Source organism: Stappia sp., assembly GCF_965276915.1.
GTDB lineage: Bacteria > Pseudomonadota > Alphaproteobacteria > Rhizobiales > Stappiaceae > Stappia.
Genome location: NZ_OZ255709.1, coordinates 2,118,032 through 2,134,542 on the forward strand (window position 1 = coordinate 2,118,032; position 16,511 = coordinate 2,134,542).

General features: G+C 66.0%; 15 protein-coding genes. All 15 read left to right on the forward strand.

Annotated features, from left to right (window positions below; genetic code table 11):
* The first annotated feature begins 3 nt into the window (after nt 1–3).
* The 15 genes from ACQY46_RS09905 (at nt 4) to ACQY46_RS09975 (ending at nt 16,388) form a co-directional block, all read left to right on the forward strand.
* The gene (locus ACQY46_RS09905; RefSeq protein WP_428700073.1) at nt 4–1,110 is read left to right on the forward strand and encodes an ABC transporter ATP-binding protein; all 1,107 of its coding nucleotides are present in this window, start codon (nt 4–6) and stop codon (nt 1,108–1,110) included.
* A complete protein-coding gene (locus ACQY46_RS09910; RefSeq protein WP_428700074.1) occupies nt 1,110–2,084 on the forward strand; it encodes an NAD-dependent epimerase/dehydratase family protein in 975 nt (324 codons plus the stop codon). The genes ACQY46_RS09905 and ACQY46_RS09910 overlap by 1 nt, the downstream gene beginning before the upstream one ends.
* 65 nt (nt 2,085–2,149) lie before the next feature.
* Nucleotides 2,150–3,790, forward strand: a complete 1,641-nt coding sequence (locus ACQY46_RS09915; protein WP_428700462.1) for an SMP-30/gluconolactonase/LRE family protein — start codon at nt 2,150–2,152, stop codon at nt 3,788–3,790.
* Entirely contained in the window at nt 3,787–4,554 is a 768-nt protein-coding gene (locus ACQY46_RS09920; RefSeq protein ID WP_428700075.1) for an SDR family NAD(P)-dependent oxidoreductase, read from the forward strand. Before ACQY46_RS09915 ends, ACQY46_RS09920 begins: the two co-directional genes overlap by 4 nt.
* A gap of 370 nt (nt 4,555–4,924) precedes the next feature.
* Nucleotides 4,925–8,323: a bifunctional diguanylate cyclase/phosphodiesterase gene (locus tag ACQY46_RS09925; RefSeq protein ID WP_428700076.1), complete on the forward strand. Its 3,399-nt coding sequence runs from the start codon at nt 4,925–4,927 to the stop codon at nt 8,321–8,323.
* Nucleotides 8,324–8,476: 153 nt separating this feature from the next.
* The gene (locus ACQY46_RS09930; protein ID WP_428700077.1) at nt 8,477–8,914 is read left to right on the forward strand and encodes a DUF2948 family protein; all 438 of its coding nucleotides are present in this window, start codon (nt 8,477–8,479) and stop codon (nt 8,912–8,914) included.
* 75 nt (nt 8,915–8,989) lie between these two features.
* Nucleotides 8,990–10,285 (forward strand): histidinol dehydrogenase, encoded by a 1,296-nt coding sequence (gene hisD, locus ACQY46_RS09935; protein ID WP_428700078.1) that lies wholly within the window; start codon nt 8,990–8,992, stop codon nt 10,283–10,285.
* Nucleotides 10,286–10,667: 382 nt separating this feature from the next.
* Nucleotides 10,668–11,156: a UPF0262 family protein gene (locus ACQY46_RS09940; protein WP_428700463.1), complete on the forward strand. Its 489-nt coding sequence runs from the start codon at nt 10,668–10,670 to the stop codon at nt 11,154–11,156.
* A 53-nt stretch (nt 11,157–11,209) separates the two neighbouring features.
* Entirely contained in the window at nt 11,210–11,614 is a 405-nt protein-coding gene (locus ACQY46_RS09945) for a low molecular weight phosphatase family protein (RefSeq protein ID WP_428700464.1), read from the forward strand.
* Between the two features lie 114 nt (nt 11,615–11,728).
* Nucleotides 11,729–11,947 carry a translation initiation factor IF-1 gene (gene infA, locus ACQY46_RS09950; protein WP_224807306.1) on the forward strand — a complete coding sequence of 73 codons (219 nt, stop codon included), beginning with the start codon at nt 11,729–11,731 and terminating at the stop codon, nt 11,945–11,947.
* Between the two features lie 54 nt (nt 11,948–12,001).
* The gene (locus tag ACQY46_RS09955; protein ID WP_306030559.1) at nt 12,002–12,685 is read left to right on the forward strand and encodes a Maf-like protein; all 684 of its coding nucleotides are present in this window, start codon (nt 12,002–12,004) and stop codon (nt 12,683–12,685) included.
* Nucleotides 12,686–12,799: 114 nt separating this feature from the next.
* Nucleotides 12,800–14,335: an AMP-binding protein gene (locus ACQY46_RS09960; RefSeq protein ID WP_428700079.1), complete on the forward strand. Its 1,536-nt coding sequence runs from the start codon at nt 12,800–12,802 to the stop codon at nt 14,333–14,335.
* Nucleotides 14,332–15,138, forward strand: a complete 807-nt coding sequence (locus ACQY46_RS09965) for an SDR family NAD(P)-dependent oxidoreductase (RefSeq protein ID WP_428700080.1) — start codon at nt 14,332–14,334, stop codon at nt 15,136–15,138. The genes ACQY46_RS09960 and ACQY46_RS09965 overlap by 4 nt, the downstream gene beginning before the upstream one ends.
* Nucleotides 15,139–15,191: 53 nt before the next feature.
* Nucleotides 15,192–15,431 carry a DNA gyrase inhibitor YacG gene (locus ACQY46_RS09970; protein ID WP_428700081.1) on the forward strand — a complete coding sequence of 80 codons (240 nt, stop codon included), beginning with the start codon at nt 15,192–15,194 and terminating at the stop codon, nt 15,429–15,431.
* A gap of 123 nt (nt 15,432–15,554) precedes the next feature.
* A complete protein-coding gene (locus tag ACQY46_RS09975) occupies nt 15,555–16,388 on the forward strand; it encodes a FecR family protein (RefSeq protein ID WP_428700082.1) in 834 nt (277 codons plus the stop codon).
* Nucleotides 16,389–16,511 lie beyond the last annotated feature (123 nt).

Here is a 16,511-nt window from a genome sequence, read left to right on the forward strand (position 1 = left end):
GACATGGCGAATATCTCGATCCGAAACGTCCACAAGAGCTACGGCGCGGTGGAGGTGCTGAAGCCCTTCTCGCTGGAGATCGCCGAAGGCGAGTTCATCGTGCTGGTCGGCCCGTCCGGCTGCGGCAAGTCGACCATGCTGAAGATCCTGGCCGGACTGGAACCGGCGAGCGGCGGCGAGATCTTTCTCGGCGAACGCGAGGTGACGGACCTGGCCCCCGGCGATCGCGACATCGCCATGGTGTTCCAGAACTACGCGCTCTATCCCCATCTCACGGTGCGCCAGAACATCGGCTTCGGGCTGAAGATGCGCGGCATGCCGGCGGCGGAGATCGAGACGCGGGTCGCGGAGGTCGCCCGCACGCTGGAGGTGGAGAAATATCTCGACCGGCGACCGAAGGACCTGTCCGGTGGCCAGCGCCAGCGCGTCGCGCTCGGCCGGGCCATCGTTCGCCAGCCGCAGGCCTTCCTGATGGACGAACCGCTCTCCAACCTGGACGCCAAGCTGAGGGTACACATGCGCGCCGAGATCGGCGCCCTGCACCAGCGCATCGGCGTGACCACCGTCTATGTCACCCACGACCAGATCGAGGCGATGACGATGGCCGACCGGGTGGTGATCATGCGCGACGGCGTGATCCAGCAGATCGCCGATCCGGACACGCTGTTCCAGCGCCCCGACAACCTCTTCGTCGCCGGTTTCATCGGCTCGCCGGGCATGAATTTCCTGTCCGCCGAGGTGGAACGGGAGGGCGGCCGCGCCTGGCTCGACGTCTTCGGCAATCGTGTCGAGATCGACGAGGCGCGGCTTGCGGGGGCCTCCGCCGTGATCGCCGGCATCCGGCCGGAGCACCTGAAGCTCGGTGCGGGACCTGCCTCCTTCAAGGTGAGGCCGAACCTTGTCGAAAGCCTCGGCTCGGAGAAATACGTCTATTTCGACGGCGGGCCCCACACGGTGGCGCGCGAGGACGGCGAGGAAGACAAGTCCAAGGGACTGATCGCCCGGCTCAGCCACACCGGACACATGTCCGAGCATGACGAACTGGCTCTCTCTTTCGATCCTGCCGATCTTTATCTTTTTGATGCAACAACCGAAAAGGCGCTTCGCTGATGCGCATTCTGGTAACCGGCAGCGCCGGGCGGGTGGGGCGCTCGGCCGTGGCAGCGCTTGCCGCTGCGGGGCACGAGGTCCGCGGCTTCGACTTGCGCTCTTGCGACGCCGCTCTCGACGAGGTGACGGGCAGCTTCGACGATCCGGACGCCTGCGAACGGGCCGTTGCCGGCATCGAGGCCGTGCTGCATCTGGGTGCCTTCATGTCCTGGATCGAGGCCGACCGCGCGGCGATGTTCCGCGCCAATGTCGAGGGCACGCGGGTTCTGCTCGACGCGGCCTCGAAGGCCGGCGTCGGGCGTTTCGTCTTTGCCAGCTCCGGCGAGGTCTACCCGGAGAACGCGCCGCTTTCGCTGCCGCTGAGCGAAGACCACCCGCTGCGCGCCAATTCGCCCTACGGTCTGACCAAGCTGCTCGGCGAGGAGCTTGTGCGCTTTCACCAGAGGGCGGGCCGGATGGAAACGGTGATCCTGCGCTTCTCTCACACCCAGGACGCGAGCGAGTTGCTTGATCCCGGCAGCGTCTTCTCCGGCCCGCGCTTCTTTCTCCAGCCGCGCATCCGCCAGCAGGAGCGCATGGGCAATTCGGCTGTCGCCGATCTGCTGCGCGCCGCCGATCCCGGGGAGCCGGCGCATGTGCTGGCGCGCAACGAAGCCGGGCGCCCCTACCGGATGCACATCACCGACACGCGGGATATGGTGGCGGGCCTCATGCTTGCGCTTGAGTCGGACAAGGCCGCTGGCGAGACCTTCAATCTCGGCGCGACCGATCCCGTCGATTTCGGCAAGCTGTTGCCGGCCATGGCCGAAATCACGGGATGGCCGGTGGTTGCCGTTGACCTGCCGGGCGCCGGGGTCGATTACGAAACGTCGAACGCACGGATACGCGAAAGGCTGGGGTTCAGGCCGCAATGGACGATCGAACGCATGTTGCAGGAGGCGGCGGGGACGTGGCGGACGCGGACACACGCCTAGCGACCCTGCGCAAGGACGTGCCCTCGGGCACGGCCGCGCTCGCCAAGGGGCTGACGCTTCTCGACATGGTCGCGGACGCGGAAACGCCGATGCGTTTTGCCGACCTGTTGCGCCAGTCGGGCCTGCCCAAGCCGACCTTCGCGCGGATCCTGCGCACGCTCATCGCCTTCGGCCTGGTGCGTCAGAACGAGGAGCGCGGCACCTATGTGATCGGGCCGCGCTTCCTGGAGCTTTCGCACCGGGTCTGGGACACGTTCGACCTGCCGACGGCAGCCGCGCCCGAACTTGAGCGCCTGTCGGCCGAACTGGGCGAGACGGTTGCCCTGTGCAAGCTGGACGGCGAGCATGTGCTTTATATCGACGAGCGCTCGGGTGACGGGCTCGGCGTGCGGGTCGACACCGGCCGGCGCGCGCCGCTGCACTGTACGGCCGCCGGCAAGGTGCTGCTCGCATTCCAGGAGCCCGGTTTTGCCCGCGCCCTTCTCGAGCGTCTCGTGCTCGAGCGCTTCACGGCTCACACGATCACCGGCATCGAGGCCTTGCAGGCGGATCTGACCCTGACGCGCGCGCGCGGCTATTCGGTCTCCTACGAGGAACATCTTGCGGGTGTGAATTCCGTTGCCGTCGCGATTGCCGGCAAGGACGGCACGCCGATCGGTGCGCTCGTGACGCTCGGACCCTCGTCACGGCTGGACGCTTCGCATATCCATCCCGTCGGCCGGGAGTTGATCGCCGCTGCGAGGCGGATCACCGGTGCCGCCGGCGCCATTGCCATCAGCTCCAGGCCCCGCCCGCGCAGCTCGCAGTCGCAGACGCCGGACGATCTTGCCTGCGTGTTGCCCTGGGGTGCGCAACTCGGCGAAGCCCCCGTCTGGGACCCCGTGACGCGAAAGCTCTGCTGGGTCGATATCCTGCATCCGGCGGTCTATCGCTTCGATCCGAAAAGCGGTCGCAACGAGATCTGCGAGACCGGCAAGCTGGTCAGCGCCGTCATGCCCTGCGCGGACGGACGGCTGGTTGCCGCGACCCAGGACGGCATCGAGTTTCTCGATTTCGCCAGCGGGCGCCTCGACACGCTTGTCGATCCGGAAGCGGGCATCCAGGAAAACCGCCTCAACGATGCCAAGGTCGGCCCCGGCGGGGCGATCTGGGTCGGCTCCATGCGCCTCGATGCGAGCAAGCCCAGCGGCGCGCTTTACCGGGTCGGCGCCGATGGCACGGTCGCGCGCAAGGAAAGCGGCATCTCGGTCGGCAACGGCATGGCCTGGAGCCCGGACAACAGCGTCTTCTATTTCGTCGATACCGTGCCCGGCCTGATCTACGCTTATGACTTCCAGCCGGGCGAGGGTGTGCTCGCCAACCGGCGGGTGCTCGCCCGGATCCCGGAGGCGGAGGGGCGGCCGGATGGTATCGCGGTCGACACCGAGGGCGGCATCTGGTGCGCGATCTGGGACGGGTGGCGGGTCAACCGCTACCTGCCTGACGGGCGGTTGGAGCGCAGCATCGACCTGCCGGTGCCTCGTCCCACAAGCATCGCCTTCGGCGGCGACGACATGGCGACGCTCTACATCACCAGTGCGCGCACACGCCTGCCGGCCTCGACCTTGTCCGAAGCGCCGCTGTCGGGAGGGCTCTTCGCCTGCCGGCCGGGTTGGCGCGGAACGCCGGTGACGCTGTTCGACCCTTCTGCCGGATTGCCAGGATGACATCGTTGCAGGACGTCTTCGGCCTGTCGGGCCGCGTTGCGCTTGTCACCGGATCGAGCCGGGGGATCGGCGCCGCCATTGCTCTCGGTCTGGCCGGGGCCGGCGCGACCGTCATCGTGCATGGCCAGAGCGAGGCCTCGACTGCGGAGACCCTTGCGCTGATCGAGAGGGACGGCGGCCAGGCGTTGGCGCTGTCGGGGGATCTTGGCGAGCGCGGTGCCGGGCGCAGGCTGGTGGAGGCGGCGGAAGAGCTTGCCGGGCACCTTGACATTCTCGTGGTCAACGCGTCAGCCCAGGTCAATGCCGACCTTGCGCATCTCACCGAAGAGGATCTTGACCTGCAACTGTCGGTCAACCTGCGCTCGACGGTAGAAATGCTGCAGGCCTGCCTGCCGCGCATGGCGGCGCGCGGCTGGGGGCGGGTCGTCAATATCGGTTCGATCAACCAGTTGCGGCCGAAGGCGGTCGTCACCGCCTATGCGGCGACCAAGGCGGCCCAGCACAACATCGTGCAAAGCCAGGCGCGGGACTACGCGCGCCACGGTGTGTTGCTGAACACGCTTGCCCCCGGCCTTGTCGATACCGACCGCAACGCCGGCCGCAAGCAGGCGGACCCCGATGGCTGGGAGGCCTATGTGCGCGAGCTCAACTGGATGGGCCGCGCCGGCAACCCGTCGGAGATGGTCGGCGCGGCGATCTTCCTGGCATCCGGCGCCTGCAGCTTCATGACCGGCGAGACGGTCGTGCTCTCGGGCGGCTACTGAGCGGATCGTTGCCGGACCAGACGCGGTTTTCGGCGCAGTCTTGAGCCTGGGGTCCGGGAAGATGACGCTCTGTAAGGATGGCGGGTCGGTGCTGTCGGGCATGCCGGCTGCATCCGTGCGCGCCGCTTCGAAAATTTCGTTCCCGGCAACGGACCTGGCGGTCCGCACGCAGCGGCTCCGGACGGAACCCGGCCGGGAGGCTCGATCGGGAGCAGAGCGTAGCCCTGCAGCAGTGTACTGGTAGAAGTGTCGCTGCGTTACTTCAGCCAACCTGTCGCGCCTCGGACACGGTTAAGGGAATTTTTCCAATCAGTAGAATTTTCTTGTGATTGTTTGGAAGCGTTTACTCCTTGCCATGCATACTGTGCTCATGAATTCGTTCTCGACCGATCCGCTGCCGCAAAACGAGGAGAGCCGCCTTCAGGCGCTGCATCGCCTCGGGATCATGCGTTCCGGAAAGAGCCCGGAATTCGACGCGATCGTCGAGGTCGCCGCGACACTGTTCGATTGCCCGGTGGCGCTGGTGACGCTGGTCAACGAGGACGAGCAGTGGTTCAAGGCGAGTTGCGGACTTGAGATCGACAGCACCGATCGAGATGCCGCCTTCTGCCGGTACACGATACTCGGATCCGAGCCGCTCGTCGTACCCGACGCGCTGGCCGATGAGCGTTTCGCCAACAGTCCCCTGGTAACGGGTCCCGTCGGTGTCCGGTTCTACGCAGGGTGTCCGCTGTCGCTGGACGGCGAGCATGTGCTTGGGTCCCTCTGTGTGATCGACACGAAGCCCCGAAATCCCTCCCAGGCTCAGATGGACCAGCTTCGCCGGCTGGCAACGGCCGTGGAAGGGCTGATCGGATCCTATGCGAATGCCGCGGAGGCGGGCCGCCTGCGGGAGGAAACGAACCGGCAACGGGCATTGGTCGAGACGCAAACGGAGTTGATTGCGCAGACAACCAGCGTTTCGGGCGTCGGCGGATGGGAGCTGGACCTGGAGCGCGGCGCGCTCACCTGGAGCGAGCAGACGCGGGCACTCCACGAGGTTGATGACAGCTACGTGCCGGAACTCGGCAAGGCCCTCGGTTTTTTTGCGCCCGAAGTGCAGCCGGTCCTGCGCGAGGCAGTCCGCGCCGCTTGCGAAGACGCGCTTCCCTACTCTCTGGAACTGCCGCTTCTGACCGCCCGCGGGCGCGAACGCTGGGTTCGCACGGCAGGTCGGCCGGTCCTTCATGATGGCAAGGTCGTTCGCATCATCGGTGCGATCCGCGACGTCACTGATCGCAAGACCGCCGAATTGCGGCTGCAGCATTCAGAGGCGCTTTATCGCAGCACGCTGGAATCGCTGTCCGAAGGTGTCGTTGTCGTCGACAGAGACGGCGCGGTGATTTCCTGCAACCCGGCCGCGCTGGTCATGCTCGGCATCGACACCAGCGATCTCGCCGGAACCCGGTTGTCGGACCTTGACCTTTGCTTCGTCGAGAAGTCGCGCGATCAGGCCCCGCTGGGAAACCTGCTCGCCGACGGGGCCGCCGATCCTTCGCGGCTCTCGAACATGGTGGCCGGTCTCAACCTGCCTGGCGGGCGCGGGCTCAGGTGGCTCAATCTCAATGCTGTGCCGTTCGCCAGCCCTGCCGATGGCGCCGAGGCGGGTGTAGTGATCTCGTTGGGCGATATCACCGAGACGGCGCGCCAGGCCATGACCCTGGAAGGCGTGTTCCAGAACTACCCCGGTGCGGTGGTTTATTTCGACGAGGAACACAAGGTTGCCGGGTGGAACCGAAATTTCGAGGTTCTTCTCGATGTAACGCCCGAATATCTGGCGAACCGGCCGTCCCTTGAAGACTATGTCCGCATGAATGCCGAGCGTGGCGAATACGGTGCCGGGGATGTCGAACGACTGACACGCGAGCGGCTGGAGGCGATCCTCGGCAGCAACATTCACAGTTATGAGCGCAGCCGGCCGAACGGGACCGTCGTCGACATTCGCGGCACGTTCCTTCCCGGCGGCGGGCTGCTGTCCACGTTCATGGACATTACCGACCGAAAGCTGATCGAACGCCGGCTGATCGAGAAGGAGCGGGTCGCACGGGAAAAGTCCGACGAGCTCGAAACCGTTCTGGCAAACATGAACCAGGGTGTGAGCGTCTTCGACAGGAACGGGCAGTTGCTTCTGTGGAACGACAATTACGTCTGGCTCTTCGAACGCCATCTGAAGGACCTCCGTCAGGGCTTGCGGCTTGAGGAGCTTGTCCTCGCGGAAGGGACCTGCGGAGAAACGCGGGAGGAGGTCGACCGTTATGTCGCGGAACTGCGGCGCAAGCTGCTGGCCGGGGACACGGTCAGGTCCCTCTTCCACTTGCGGTCAGGCCGCGTGGTTTCGACCGTCCATGCGCCGCTTCCGGACGGCGGCTGGGTCGGCACGCACGAGGACGTCACCGAGCGCGAGGCCGTCGCCAACCAGGTGCTCTATGCTGCCCGTCACGACACGCTGACCGGGCTTGCCAACCGGACCTATCTCAACGAGCAACTGGGCGAGCTTGTCGCGCGTCCGGAGCCACCGGGGCAGGATGCGTCGACCGGGACATGCGCCGGTATTCTCATGCTGATCGATCTTGACCGGTTCAAGCCCGTCAACGACGCCCTTGGTCACAATGCCGGCGACCAGCTGTTGCGCGAAGTGGCCGAACGTCTGGGGCAATGCGTGCGCGGCAGCGACATCGTGGGGCGCGTGGGGGGAGACGAATTCGCAGTGGTGCTTTCCTCCGCGTCCGGCATGCCCTGGCCGTCGGATCTGGCGGAAACCATCGCCCGGCGCATACTTGCTGCGATGGAACCGCCATTTGTCATCGACGGCAGCGGCGTGCGGATCGGGGCAAGCATCGGCATCGCCCCGGTGCTGCATGGCGCGAGCATCAGCGATCTGATGCGCAAGGCCGATGCGGCTCTTTACGCCGTCAAGAACGAGGGGCGAAACAACTTCCGGATCTATCGGGCCTCCGACAGGCTGGCGGACAACCAGGCCCTGGGTGCGCGTTCGCGGCGCCATGCGGCTCCCCTTGCCGGTCGACCGGCTGCATCGCCCGAGATGCCGGAAGTCATGTTCCAGCCCGTCGTCTGCCTGCGGACGTCCGAGGTGAGGGGATACCACGCCGTGGGGGGGCGTAGCACGGAACTGGAGGAGACGCCGGGCGCCGATGCCCATCAGGACGTCGCCGCGCTCGAGGCGTCGACCTCGGCATTGATCGGGTCCCTTGTCGAGAGTGCCACAGCCTGGCCGGACGACCACCTGATCGCGCTCGACCTGAGCGTCCGGCAGTTTGGCCTGGAAACCTTGCCGGCCATCGTCTCCGCCGCCGTCAAGAAGATGTCGTTCGACCCCTCAAGGCTGCACCTGCAGGTGTCCGACGGTTATTTCCTGGTCAACGCGGCGGATGCGATGCGCCAACTGCGGGACTTGCGCAGCGTCGGCGCACGGCTCGTCCTCGACCGTTTCGGATCGGACACCTCCTCGCTTCGCCTGCTCGGACGTTTCCGTTTCGATGCCTTGAGAATGGACCGCGCCGGACTGGACGACGTGCTGGCGGGGGAGCGCGGCGAGACGGTCATGCGGGCGCTGGTTTCCGTTGCCGGCACACTCGGCGTGAATGTGGGCGTCGACGGGGTCGACAGCGAGGAACACCTCGCCTTGCTGCGCGCCGCCGGTTGCGTGCGGGGAACCGGACGCCTGTTCGGGCCGCCGATGCCCGCCGAGGCGCTGCGTTTCGTCGCCTGAGTTCTCACCTGCCGTTTTGCGGTACACTCGGTGCGTCCGGTGACGCGGTGCCACTCACCTGTTGCTTTGCCGCGCGAATTCATTAGGTAAGGGCGGAACCTCCGCCCGGGCCGGGCGGGCGGACACGAACCCGATCAATGAGGTGGCTTGCCGATGCCGCAGCTCAAACTCGCCGCGCTTGACGAGGAAGACCTCGCCGTCATTTCCGCGCAGGTGCAGGACGCGGTGCTGAAGGTTGGCGACATCAGGTACTATCCGCGCGACCGTCACCTGGTCGTGGCGATGAACCGTTTCGCCTGGGACAAGGAGGAGAAGGGGCCGCGCGATGCGAAAGAGCGCCGCCGCGCCGCCTTGTCGTTCGCCCGGGCCGGCGAATTGAAGGCGCAGAACATCCGCCAGGATGCCAAGGATGCCGTCCTGTCGCTCCTTGCCGTCAGCTTCACGGCCACCACCGCGCCGGCCGGCCGTATCGACCTGCTGTTCGCCGGAGGGGGCACGTTGTCCTTCTCGGTGGAATGCATTGAAGCGCAGCTCGCCGATCTCGGCGCCGCCTGGGCAACGGACCATCAGCCGAGCCATCAACTCGACTGACATGCCTTTGCCTCTGCATCCGTGGCGCGGATGAAGGGGCCGTCCCTGACAGGTTTCTTCGCGGAGTGAAAACCATTGGCTATCCGCCTTTCCACCAGCGCATCCGATTTCACAGCAAGTTTCGATGCTCTTCTTGCGGGCAAGCGCGAGGCTTCGGCCGACGTGGACGCGGTCGTTCGTGACATCATCGAGGATGTGAAGGCGCGAGGCGATGCCGCGCTTCTCGACTACACGAAACGTTTCGACCGGCTTGACGCGGCATCGATGGCCGAGCTTGCGGTAACGCCGCGGGAGATCGAGGAGGCGCTGGCGCGCATCGATGCGCGCACGCTGGAGGCCCTGACGCTGGCGCGCGACCGGATCGCGGCTCATCACTCCCGGCAGATGCCCGCGGACGACCGCTACACCGATCCGATCGGCGTGGAGCTCGGGTCGCGCTGGACGGCGGTCGAGGCGGTCGGGCTCTATGTCCCGGGCGGCACGGCAAGCTATCCGTCCTCGGTGCTGATGAACGCGGTGCCCGCGCGGGTTGCCGGCGTGTCGCGCATGGTGATGTGCGTTCCCAGCCCCGACGGGGTTCTCAACCCGCTGGTGCTTGCCGCGGCGCATCTGGCGGGCGTGACGGAGATCTACCGGATTGGCGGGGCGCAGGCGATCGCGGCCCTTGCTTTCGGGACCGCGTCCGTCAAACCTGTTTCCAAGATCGTCGGGCCCGGAAACGCCTATGTCGCGGCCGCCAAGCGGCGCGTCTTCGGGACGGTCGGCATCGACATGATCGCGGGTCCCTCCGAGATCCTCGTCGTGGCGGACGGTGAGAACGATCCCGACTGGATCGCCGCCGACCTCTTGTCGCAGGCCGAACATGACGTCAGCGCCCAGTCGATCCTGATCACCGATGACGCGGGCTTCGCTTCGGCCGTGGAAGCGGCGGTCGAACGCCAGCTTGCGACATTGCCGCGCGGCGAGGTGGCCGGGGCGAGCTGGGCCGACTTCGGCGCGGTGATCACCGTCGGTTCCCTGGACGAGGCGCCGGCCCTTGTCGATGCCATCGCGCCGGAGCACCTCGAACTCGCGGTCGCCGATCCCGATGCGCTGTTCGACCGGATCCGCAATGCCGGCGCCGTCTTTCTCGGGCGCTACACGCCGGAGGCGATCGGCGACTACATCGGCGGTTCCAACCACGTGCTGCCGACGGCGCGCTCGGCCCGTTTTTCCTCCGGCCTGTCCGTCCTCGATTTTGTCAAGCGGACATCCATCCTGCGCTGCACGGCGGAGAATCTGCGTGAACTGGGACCTGCCGCGATCGCGCTGGCGGAGGCGGAGGGCCTCGGCGCCCACGGGCGTTCGGTCGCCATCCGCCTCAATCTTTGACGGCTGGCGGAACGCGATGCCCTTGTCGGGACCGCGGATGCCGGGCTAGGGTCAGGACCCATTAAATTGACGAAAATGGCGTTTGATATGACAAGAGATGCCAGGAAAGGCTCGAGGAGCGGGGCTGGCGCCCCGGTCGAGAGCCTTGACGCCGCAGATCGCCGTCAGATCGAACGATCCTTCGGATCGGGCGAATTTGCACGGGCGTCAGCGTCGCAAGCCCTTGAAAGGCTTCAGCCTTCCTTCGGTTTTGCTCCTAGCCTCCGTACAAATTCGCTCCGACCATGTTCGCCAATTTAATAGGTCCTGACCTTAGGTGTTGAAGGCAAGGGTTCGGTCGCCTGCCGGCGGCCATGCAAGACGGGATCGAGTGATGACGGCAATGCCGGACAACGCTGAAGCGAAGAAGGCGCGCCTCGTCGCCGTTCAATTGGACGAGGGGTCCATTTCCCGTTCCACGCCCGATATCGAGCACGAGCGGGCGGTCGCCATATACGATCTGATCGAGGACAACGAGTTCGAGCCGATCGGCGACACTTCCGGCCCCTATCAGCTGCATCTTTCCCTGGTGGAAAAGCGCCTGATCTTCAGCGTGTCGGGCGAGGCGGGCGAGCGCGTCGTCACGCACATTCTTTCGCTGACGCCGCTGCGCAAGGTGGTGAAGGACTATTTTCTCATCTGCGAGAGCTACTTCGAGGCGATCAAGACGGCGACGCCGAGCCAGATCGAGGCGATCGACATGGGGCGCCGCGGCGTTCACAACGAGGGGTCGCGGATCCTGATGGAGCGCCTGGAAGGCAAGATCCGCGTCGACATGCAGACCGCCCGACGGCTCTTCACGCTCGTCTGCGCCCTGCACTGGAAAGGATAGGCGGCGTGACGCGGCCGGGAACGACGCCCGGTGCGGTGCTTTTCACCTGCGGCATGAACGCGGTGCGCTCGCCGATGGCGGCCGCCATCCTCGCCAAGCTGTTTCCCGGACGTGTCTATGTGAAATCCTGTGGCGTGCGGGAGGGCGAGCCCGATCCTTTCGTCGACGCGGTGATGGAGGAGATCGGGTGCGACCTGTCGGCGCATCGCCCGAAAACCTTCGAGGATCTCGATGAATCGGGCTTCGACCTGGTCATCACGCTGGCGCCCGAAGCGCATCACAAGGCGCTGGAAATGACACGTACGGATGCGGTCGAAGTCGAGTACTGGCCGACGCCCGACCCGACGCTGGCGACGGGCTCGCGCGACCAGATTCTCGACAGCTACCGCAGTGTCCGCGACATGCTGATGACACGGATCAAGAAGCGCTTCGGCTGGACGTCGACGCCCGGGGGCTGACCCGCGTCCGGACAGCTCCGGCGACCGGCTAAATTCCGCGAATCCAGCCTGTTCCCTTTCTCGATGCGATCCGCTAGGTTCCCGCCACATCTGGCTCGCTAATCAGGAATCCATATGGCCAAGGAAGAAGTCCTCGAATTTCCGGGGGTGGTTACGGAACTGCTCCCCAACGCGACGTTTCGCGTCAAGCTCGAAAACGAACATGAAATCATTGCCCACACTGCTGGCCGCATGCGCAAGAACCGCATTCGCGTGCTTGCGGGTGACCGCGTGCTCGTCGAGATGACGCCCTACGACCTGACCAAGGGTCGCATCACCTACCGCTTCAAGTAAGGCCGGCGTGACTCCTCGCCACCGCCAGCCGTCCGGCAGAAAGAACGCGGTCCGATGATCGCCTCCGCACCCGACCAGAACGACACATCGAGGGGCCGGCAGGATACCGGCCGCCCGACACTCGTGCTCGCCTCCGGCTCGCCGCGCCGCCTGGCCCTGTTGCAGCAGGTCGGTATCGACCCCGACAGCCTGTTGCCGGCGGATATCGACGAGAGCCCGCGCAAGGGCGAGACGCCGCGGGCGCTTGCCCAGCGGCTGGCCCGCACCAAGGCGGAGGTTGCCCGGCGGGCGGCCGACCGCGTGGAAGCCAATATCGACGGGCTCGTGCTGGCCGCCGACACGGTCGTCGCGGTCGGGCGCCGCGTCCTTCCCAAGGCGGAGACGCGTGAGCAGGCAGAGGCCTGCCTGCAGCTTCTTTCGGGGCGTGGCCACCGCGTCTATACCGCGCTTTGCGTGAGTGCGCCGAAGGATGTCGTCAGGCAGCGCCTTGTCGAGACCCGCGTCCGCTTCAAGAAGCTGTCCCGTGCAGAGATCGCCGCCTATCTGGCAAGCGGTGAATGGCGCGGCAAGGCAGGCGGATATGCCATCCAGGGGCTTGCGGGTTCCTTCGTGGCAAAGCTCGTCGGATCCTATTCCAACGTCGTCGGCCTGCCGCTGCACGAGACCGTCAACATGTTGTCGGGTCTCAAGTATCCGGTTCTCGACGGATGGCAGGACCCGGCTCGGATCCGTCCCTGACACCCTCCCTTTTCGTTGTTTTCGGCTTGGCCTTGCCGTCTCTTCCCTGCGATAAATGCGCAGGGGCATGCGTCCGCGTGACCTGGCAAGAACGACAAGATGCGTGGAGGACACATGAATCTCGCTGCCTGGCTGGCGCGGGCCGGCCGGTCCCGGCCCGAGCAGACGGCCCTGGCGAGGGGCTTCGAGCCCGTCGCCACCTATCGCGATTTTGCCGGCCGTTCGGCCCGGCTCGCCGGCGCCCTGCGTGGCCGCTACGGCCTTGAGGCTGGCGATCGCGTCGCGATTGTCGCCAAGAACGGTCCCCATTATCTTGAGGCGCTTTACGCGATCTGGTGGGCGGGTCTTGCCGCCGTACCGGTCAATGCCAAGCTGCACGGCGCCGAGATCGGCTGGATCCTCGAGAACAGCGGTGCGCGTCTGGTTTTCGCAAGCGAAGGCATGGAGACGGAGGTCGCCGCGCATGCCCCGGAGGCACTGCGCGACGTCGTTGTGCTCGGCAGTCCCGCCTTCTGGACGCTTGTCGCCGGCCATCCCCTGCCTCTGGCCGATGTGGCGCCGGACGGGCTTGCCTGGCTCTTCTATACATCGGGGACCACCGGCCGGCCCAAGGGGGCGATGCTCAGTCACCGCAATCTGGCGACGATGAGCTATGCCTACCTGACGGATGTCGATCCGACCGAACCCGGCGACACGCTGCTTCACGCGGCACCGATGAGCCATGGCTCCGGCCTCTACGCGATGGCGCATGTGATGCGCTTTGGCGTCAATGCCGTCGCCGCGTCGGGCGGGTTCGAGCCCGAGGAGGTGTTGGGCATCGTTGCCCGCACGCCGCGCCTGTCGATGTTTGCCGCGCCGACCATGATCAAGCGGCTGACCGAATGCCAGATGGAGGCCGAAGCGGACAACATCCGCACGCTCATCTGGGGCGGCGCGCCGATGCATGTGGTGGACGCGATCCGGGCGATTGACCGTTTCGGCCCGCGGTTTGCCCAGATCTACGGACAGGGCGAGACGCCGATGACCACGACGGTTCTGTCGAAGGCCGACATTGCCGATCGCGGTCATCCGCACTGGGAGCAGCGGCTGGGCTCCGCCGGCATTGCCAACTCGGCCGTCGAGGTGCGCATCGACGGAGCCAACGGGTCGCATGGCGAGAGCGGCGAGATCCTGGTGCGCGGCGACACGGTCATGCTCGGCTACTGGAACAATCCCGAGGCCACCGGGGAAGCGCTCGCCGGCGGCTGGCTGCACACCGGCGATGTCGGCATGTTCGACGCAGACGGCTACCTGACGCTGAAGGACCGTTCCAAGGATGTCATCATTTCCGGCGGCACGAACATCTATCCGCGCGAGGTGGAGGAGGTGCTTCTGACCCATCCGGGCGTACGCGAGGTGTCGGTGATCGGGCGCCCTGACGCGGAGTGGGGCGAAAGCGTCGTCGCCTATTACGCGGGCGATGCCGAACCGCGCGAGCTCGATGCGTTGTGTCTCGACCGGATCGCCCGGTTCAAGCGACCCAAGGACTACATCCGGATCGAGGCGCTGCCCAAGAACAACTACGGCAAGATCCTGAAGACGGAATTGCGCTCCAGGGATGCGCGCCGCGTGGCGGGGCGGGGCGGTTCGCAAGTGGGGGGAACGGAATGAGCGGACGTTTGGCAGGCAAGGTGGCGCTCGTCATCGGGGCGGGGTCCGTCGGACCCGGCTGGGGCAACGGCAAGGCGACGGCCGTGCTCTTTGCCCGTGAAGGGGCCCGGCTGGTTTGCGCCGATATCAGCGCGGCGGCGGCCGAGGAAACGCGCGCCCTGATCGAGAGCGAGGGCGGCGAGGCCGTCGCCATCGCCTGCGATGCCACCAAGAGCGCGGAGGTCGCGGCCGCCGTTCAGCTTGCCGTCGACCGCTTCGGTGGGCTGCAGGTGCTCGACAACAATGTCGGCATTGCCGAGGTCGGCGGTGTCGTCGAACTCGACGAGGCCGAGTGGGACCGGGTCCATGCGGTCAACCTGAAGAGCGTTTTTCTCGCCATGAAGCACGCCATCCCGGTGATGGAGCGCGGTGGCGGCGGTGCGATTGTCAACATCTCGTCGATTGCCTCGCTTCGCTATACCGGCGTTGCCTATTCGACCTATTATTCCTCCAAGGCGGCGGTCAATCACCTCACCGCCACCACGGCCGTCGAGTATGCCGCGCGCGGCATCCGGGTCAACGCGGTGCTGCCCGGCCTGATGAAGACCCCGATGGTCGAACATGCCGCCGGTCTTGCCAGCGTCTATGGCGACGGAGACGTCGAGGCGATGTGGCGCAAGCGTGACGGCCAGGTGCCGATGGGCCACATGGGAGATGCATGGGACGTGGCGAACGCGGCGCTGTTTCTGGCAAGCGACGATGCGCGCTATATCACGGGCCATTCGCTGGTGGTCGACGGCGGCATCACGCTAAAGTATAGCTGAGAACAGGTTGGCTGCCGTCCGGCGGCCTCGTTGTCGACAATCAGGAATTGCAGATGCCCCCAGTGGAAGGTCCGTCAGGCAAGTCCTCGCGAAAGGATTTTCGCGCCCGGCCGTGCCCGGTCTGCAGCAAGCTTTCGATCGAACGGTTCAAGCCGTTCTGCTCGGCGCGTTGCGCCGACGTCGATCTCAATCGCTGGCTCTCGGGCGGCTACAGCGTTCCCGTTGTGGAACTCGAGCCGGAAGATCTGGCGGAGCTCGCCGAGATCGACGCGCGTGGAGACACAGACGGATGACGCAAGGGCAAGACCGCCATTGTGTGACCGTCATCACCGACAGGGGCCGGGGCCGCGGATAAGCTGACTTTCAGGATCTGGCAGCCCGCTCGTTCCGGCACACCGCCCGACAGGAGCCTTGAAATGACCTTCTCCGCCCGTCTCCTCGCCACCGCGCTCGTCGCGGGATCGCTTGTTTCCGCGCAGGCCGGTCGTGTCGCGGCGGCGGACCGTGTCGGGGTCGCCAGCGCCGTGAACCAGAGCGCCACAAGCCAGGTTGGCGGCGGCGCGATGAAGACCGTGCGGATCGGCAAGGAGATGTTCAGCCGTGAGCGGATCGCGACCGGTCCCTCGGGTCTCGTCCAGGTGCTTCTCGCCGACGGGTCGAACTTCGTGGTCGGTCCGAATTCAACCCTGGTGATCGACGAGTTCGTCTACCGGCCGGCCGAGGGGCAGGGCAAGCTCGTGGCGACCTTCGGGCGCGGCGTGGCGCGGTATGTTGGCGGCAAGATCTCCAAGAACCGCGGCGGCGTCACCATCAATACCCGCCAGGGGACGATCGGCGTTCGTGGCGGCATGGCCAATCTTGTCGACCGCGACGGCCAGACGATCTTCTCCTTCCTTTTCGGCAAGGATCTCACCTTCACCGGACGCAATGGCAAGGTGACCCGGGTCTACCGGCCGGGCTTCTCGATCGTGCCCTCGGGCGCCGGGGGCACGTCGCAGCGGACGCCCAAGTCGATCCTGGCGCTGGTCAACTCTCTCTTGTCCGGCAACGGGCCCTCCGGCAATCGCGCCGGAAACGGCCGGTTGAAGAAGTTCTCGCAGGTCAACTCCGCACTGGACTCGGCGCCTCTGCCGCAATTCCCGGCGCCCGTTCTGGGGCAGCGCGGCGTGCCGCGCGGCCTGCTCGATCTCAATCACGCGAATTCCGTGATCCTTCAGGAAACCAAGCAGTATTGCGGCTACTACTGCTGAACCGGGCCACGGTTCCCGCGGCGGTCCGGCAACAGGCGCACTCGTGCCTGTGAATGTCGGGCAGGCAGGACCGCCGACCTCCCGTGAGTTGTTGATATCCCTCCGGCAAGCTGGCAGTCTCGA

Excerpts from the sequence above, each read along its gene's own strand:
- ACQY46_RS09905 (WP_428700073.1), top strand. The coding sequence starts at position 4 with ATGGCGAATATCTCGATCCGAAACGTCCACAAGAGCTACGGCGCGGTG.
- ACQY46_RS09910 (WP_428700074.1), top strand. The coding sequence starts at position 1,110 with ATGCGCATTCTGGTAACCGGCAGCGCCGGGCGGGTGGGGCGCTCGGCC.
- ACQY46_RS09915 (WP_428700462.1), top strand. The coding sequence starts at position 2,150 with ATGGTCGCGGACGCGGAAACGCCGATGCGTTTTGCCGACCTGTTGCGC.
- ACQY46_RS09920 (WP_428700075.1), top strand. The coding sequence starts at position 3,787 with ATGACATCGTTGCAGGACGTCTTCGGCCTGTCGGGCCGCGTTGCGCTT.
- ACQY46_RS09925 (WP_428700076.1), top strand. The coding sequence starts at position 4,925 with ATGAATTCGTTCTCGACCGATCCGCTGCCGCAAAACGAGGAGAGCCGC.
- ACQY46_RS09930 (WP_428700077.1), top strand. The coding sequence starts at position 8,477 with ATGCCGCAGCTCAAACTCGCCGCGCTTGACGAGGAAGACCTCGCCGTC.
- ACQY46_RS09940 (WP_428700463.1), top strand. The coding sequence starts at position 10,668 with ATGCCGGACAACGCTGAAGCGAAGAAGGCGCGCCTCGTCGCCGTTCAA.
- ACQY46_RS09945 (WP_428700464.1), top strand. The coding sequence starts at position 11,210 with ATGAACGCGGTGCGCTCGCCGATGGCGGCCGCCATCCTCGCCAAGCTG.
- infA (WP_224807306.1), top strand. The coding sequence starts at position 11,729 with ATGGCCAAGGAAGAAGTCCTCGAATTTCCGGGGGTGGTTACGGAACTG.
- ACQY46_RS09955 (WP_306030559.1), top strand. The coding sequence starts at position 12,002 with ATGATCGCCTCCGCACCCGACCAGAACGACACATCGAGGGGCCGGCAG.
- ACQY46_RS09960 (WP_428700079.1), top strand. The coding sequence starts at position 12,800 with ATGAATCTCGCTGCCTGGCTGGCGCGGGCCGGCCGGTCCCGGCCCGAG.
- ACQY46_RS09965 (WP_428700080.1), top strand. The coding sequence starts at position 14,332 with ATGAGCGGACGTTTGGCAGGCAAGGTGGCGCTCGTCATCGGGGCGGGG.
- ACQY46_RS09970 (WP_428700081.1), top strand. The coding sequence starts at position 15,192 with ATGCCCCCAGTGGAAGGTCCGTCAGGCAAGTCCTCGCGAAAGGATTTT.
- ACQY46_RS09975 (WP_428700082.1), top strand. The coding sequence starts at position 15,555 with ATGACCTTCTCCGCCCGTCTCCTCGCCACCGCGCTCGTCGCGGGATCG.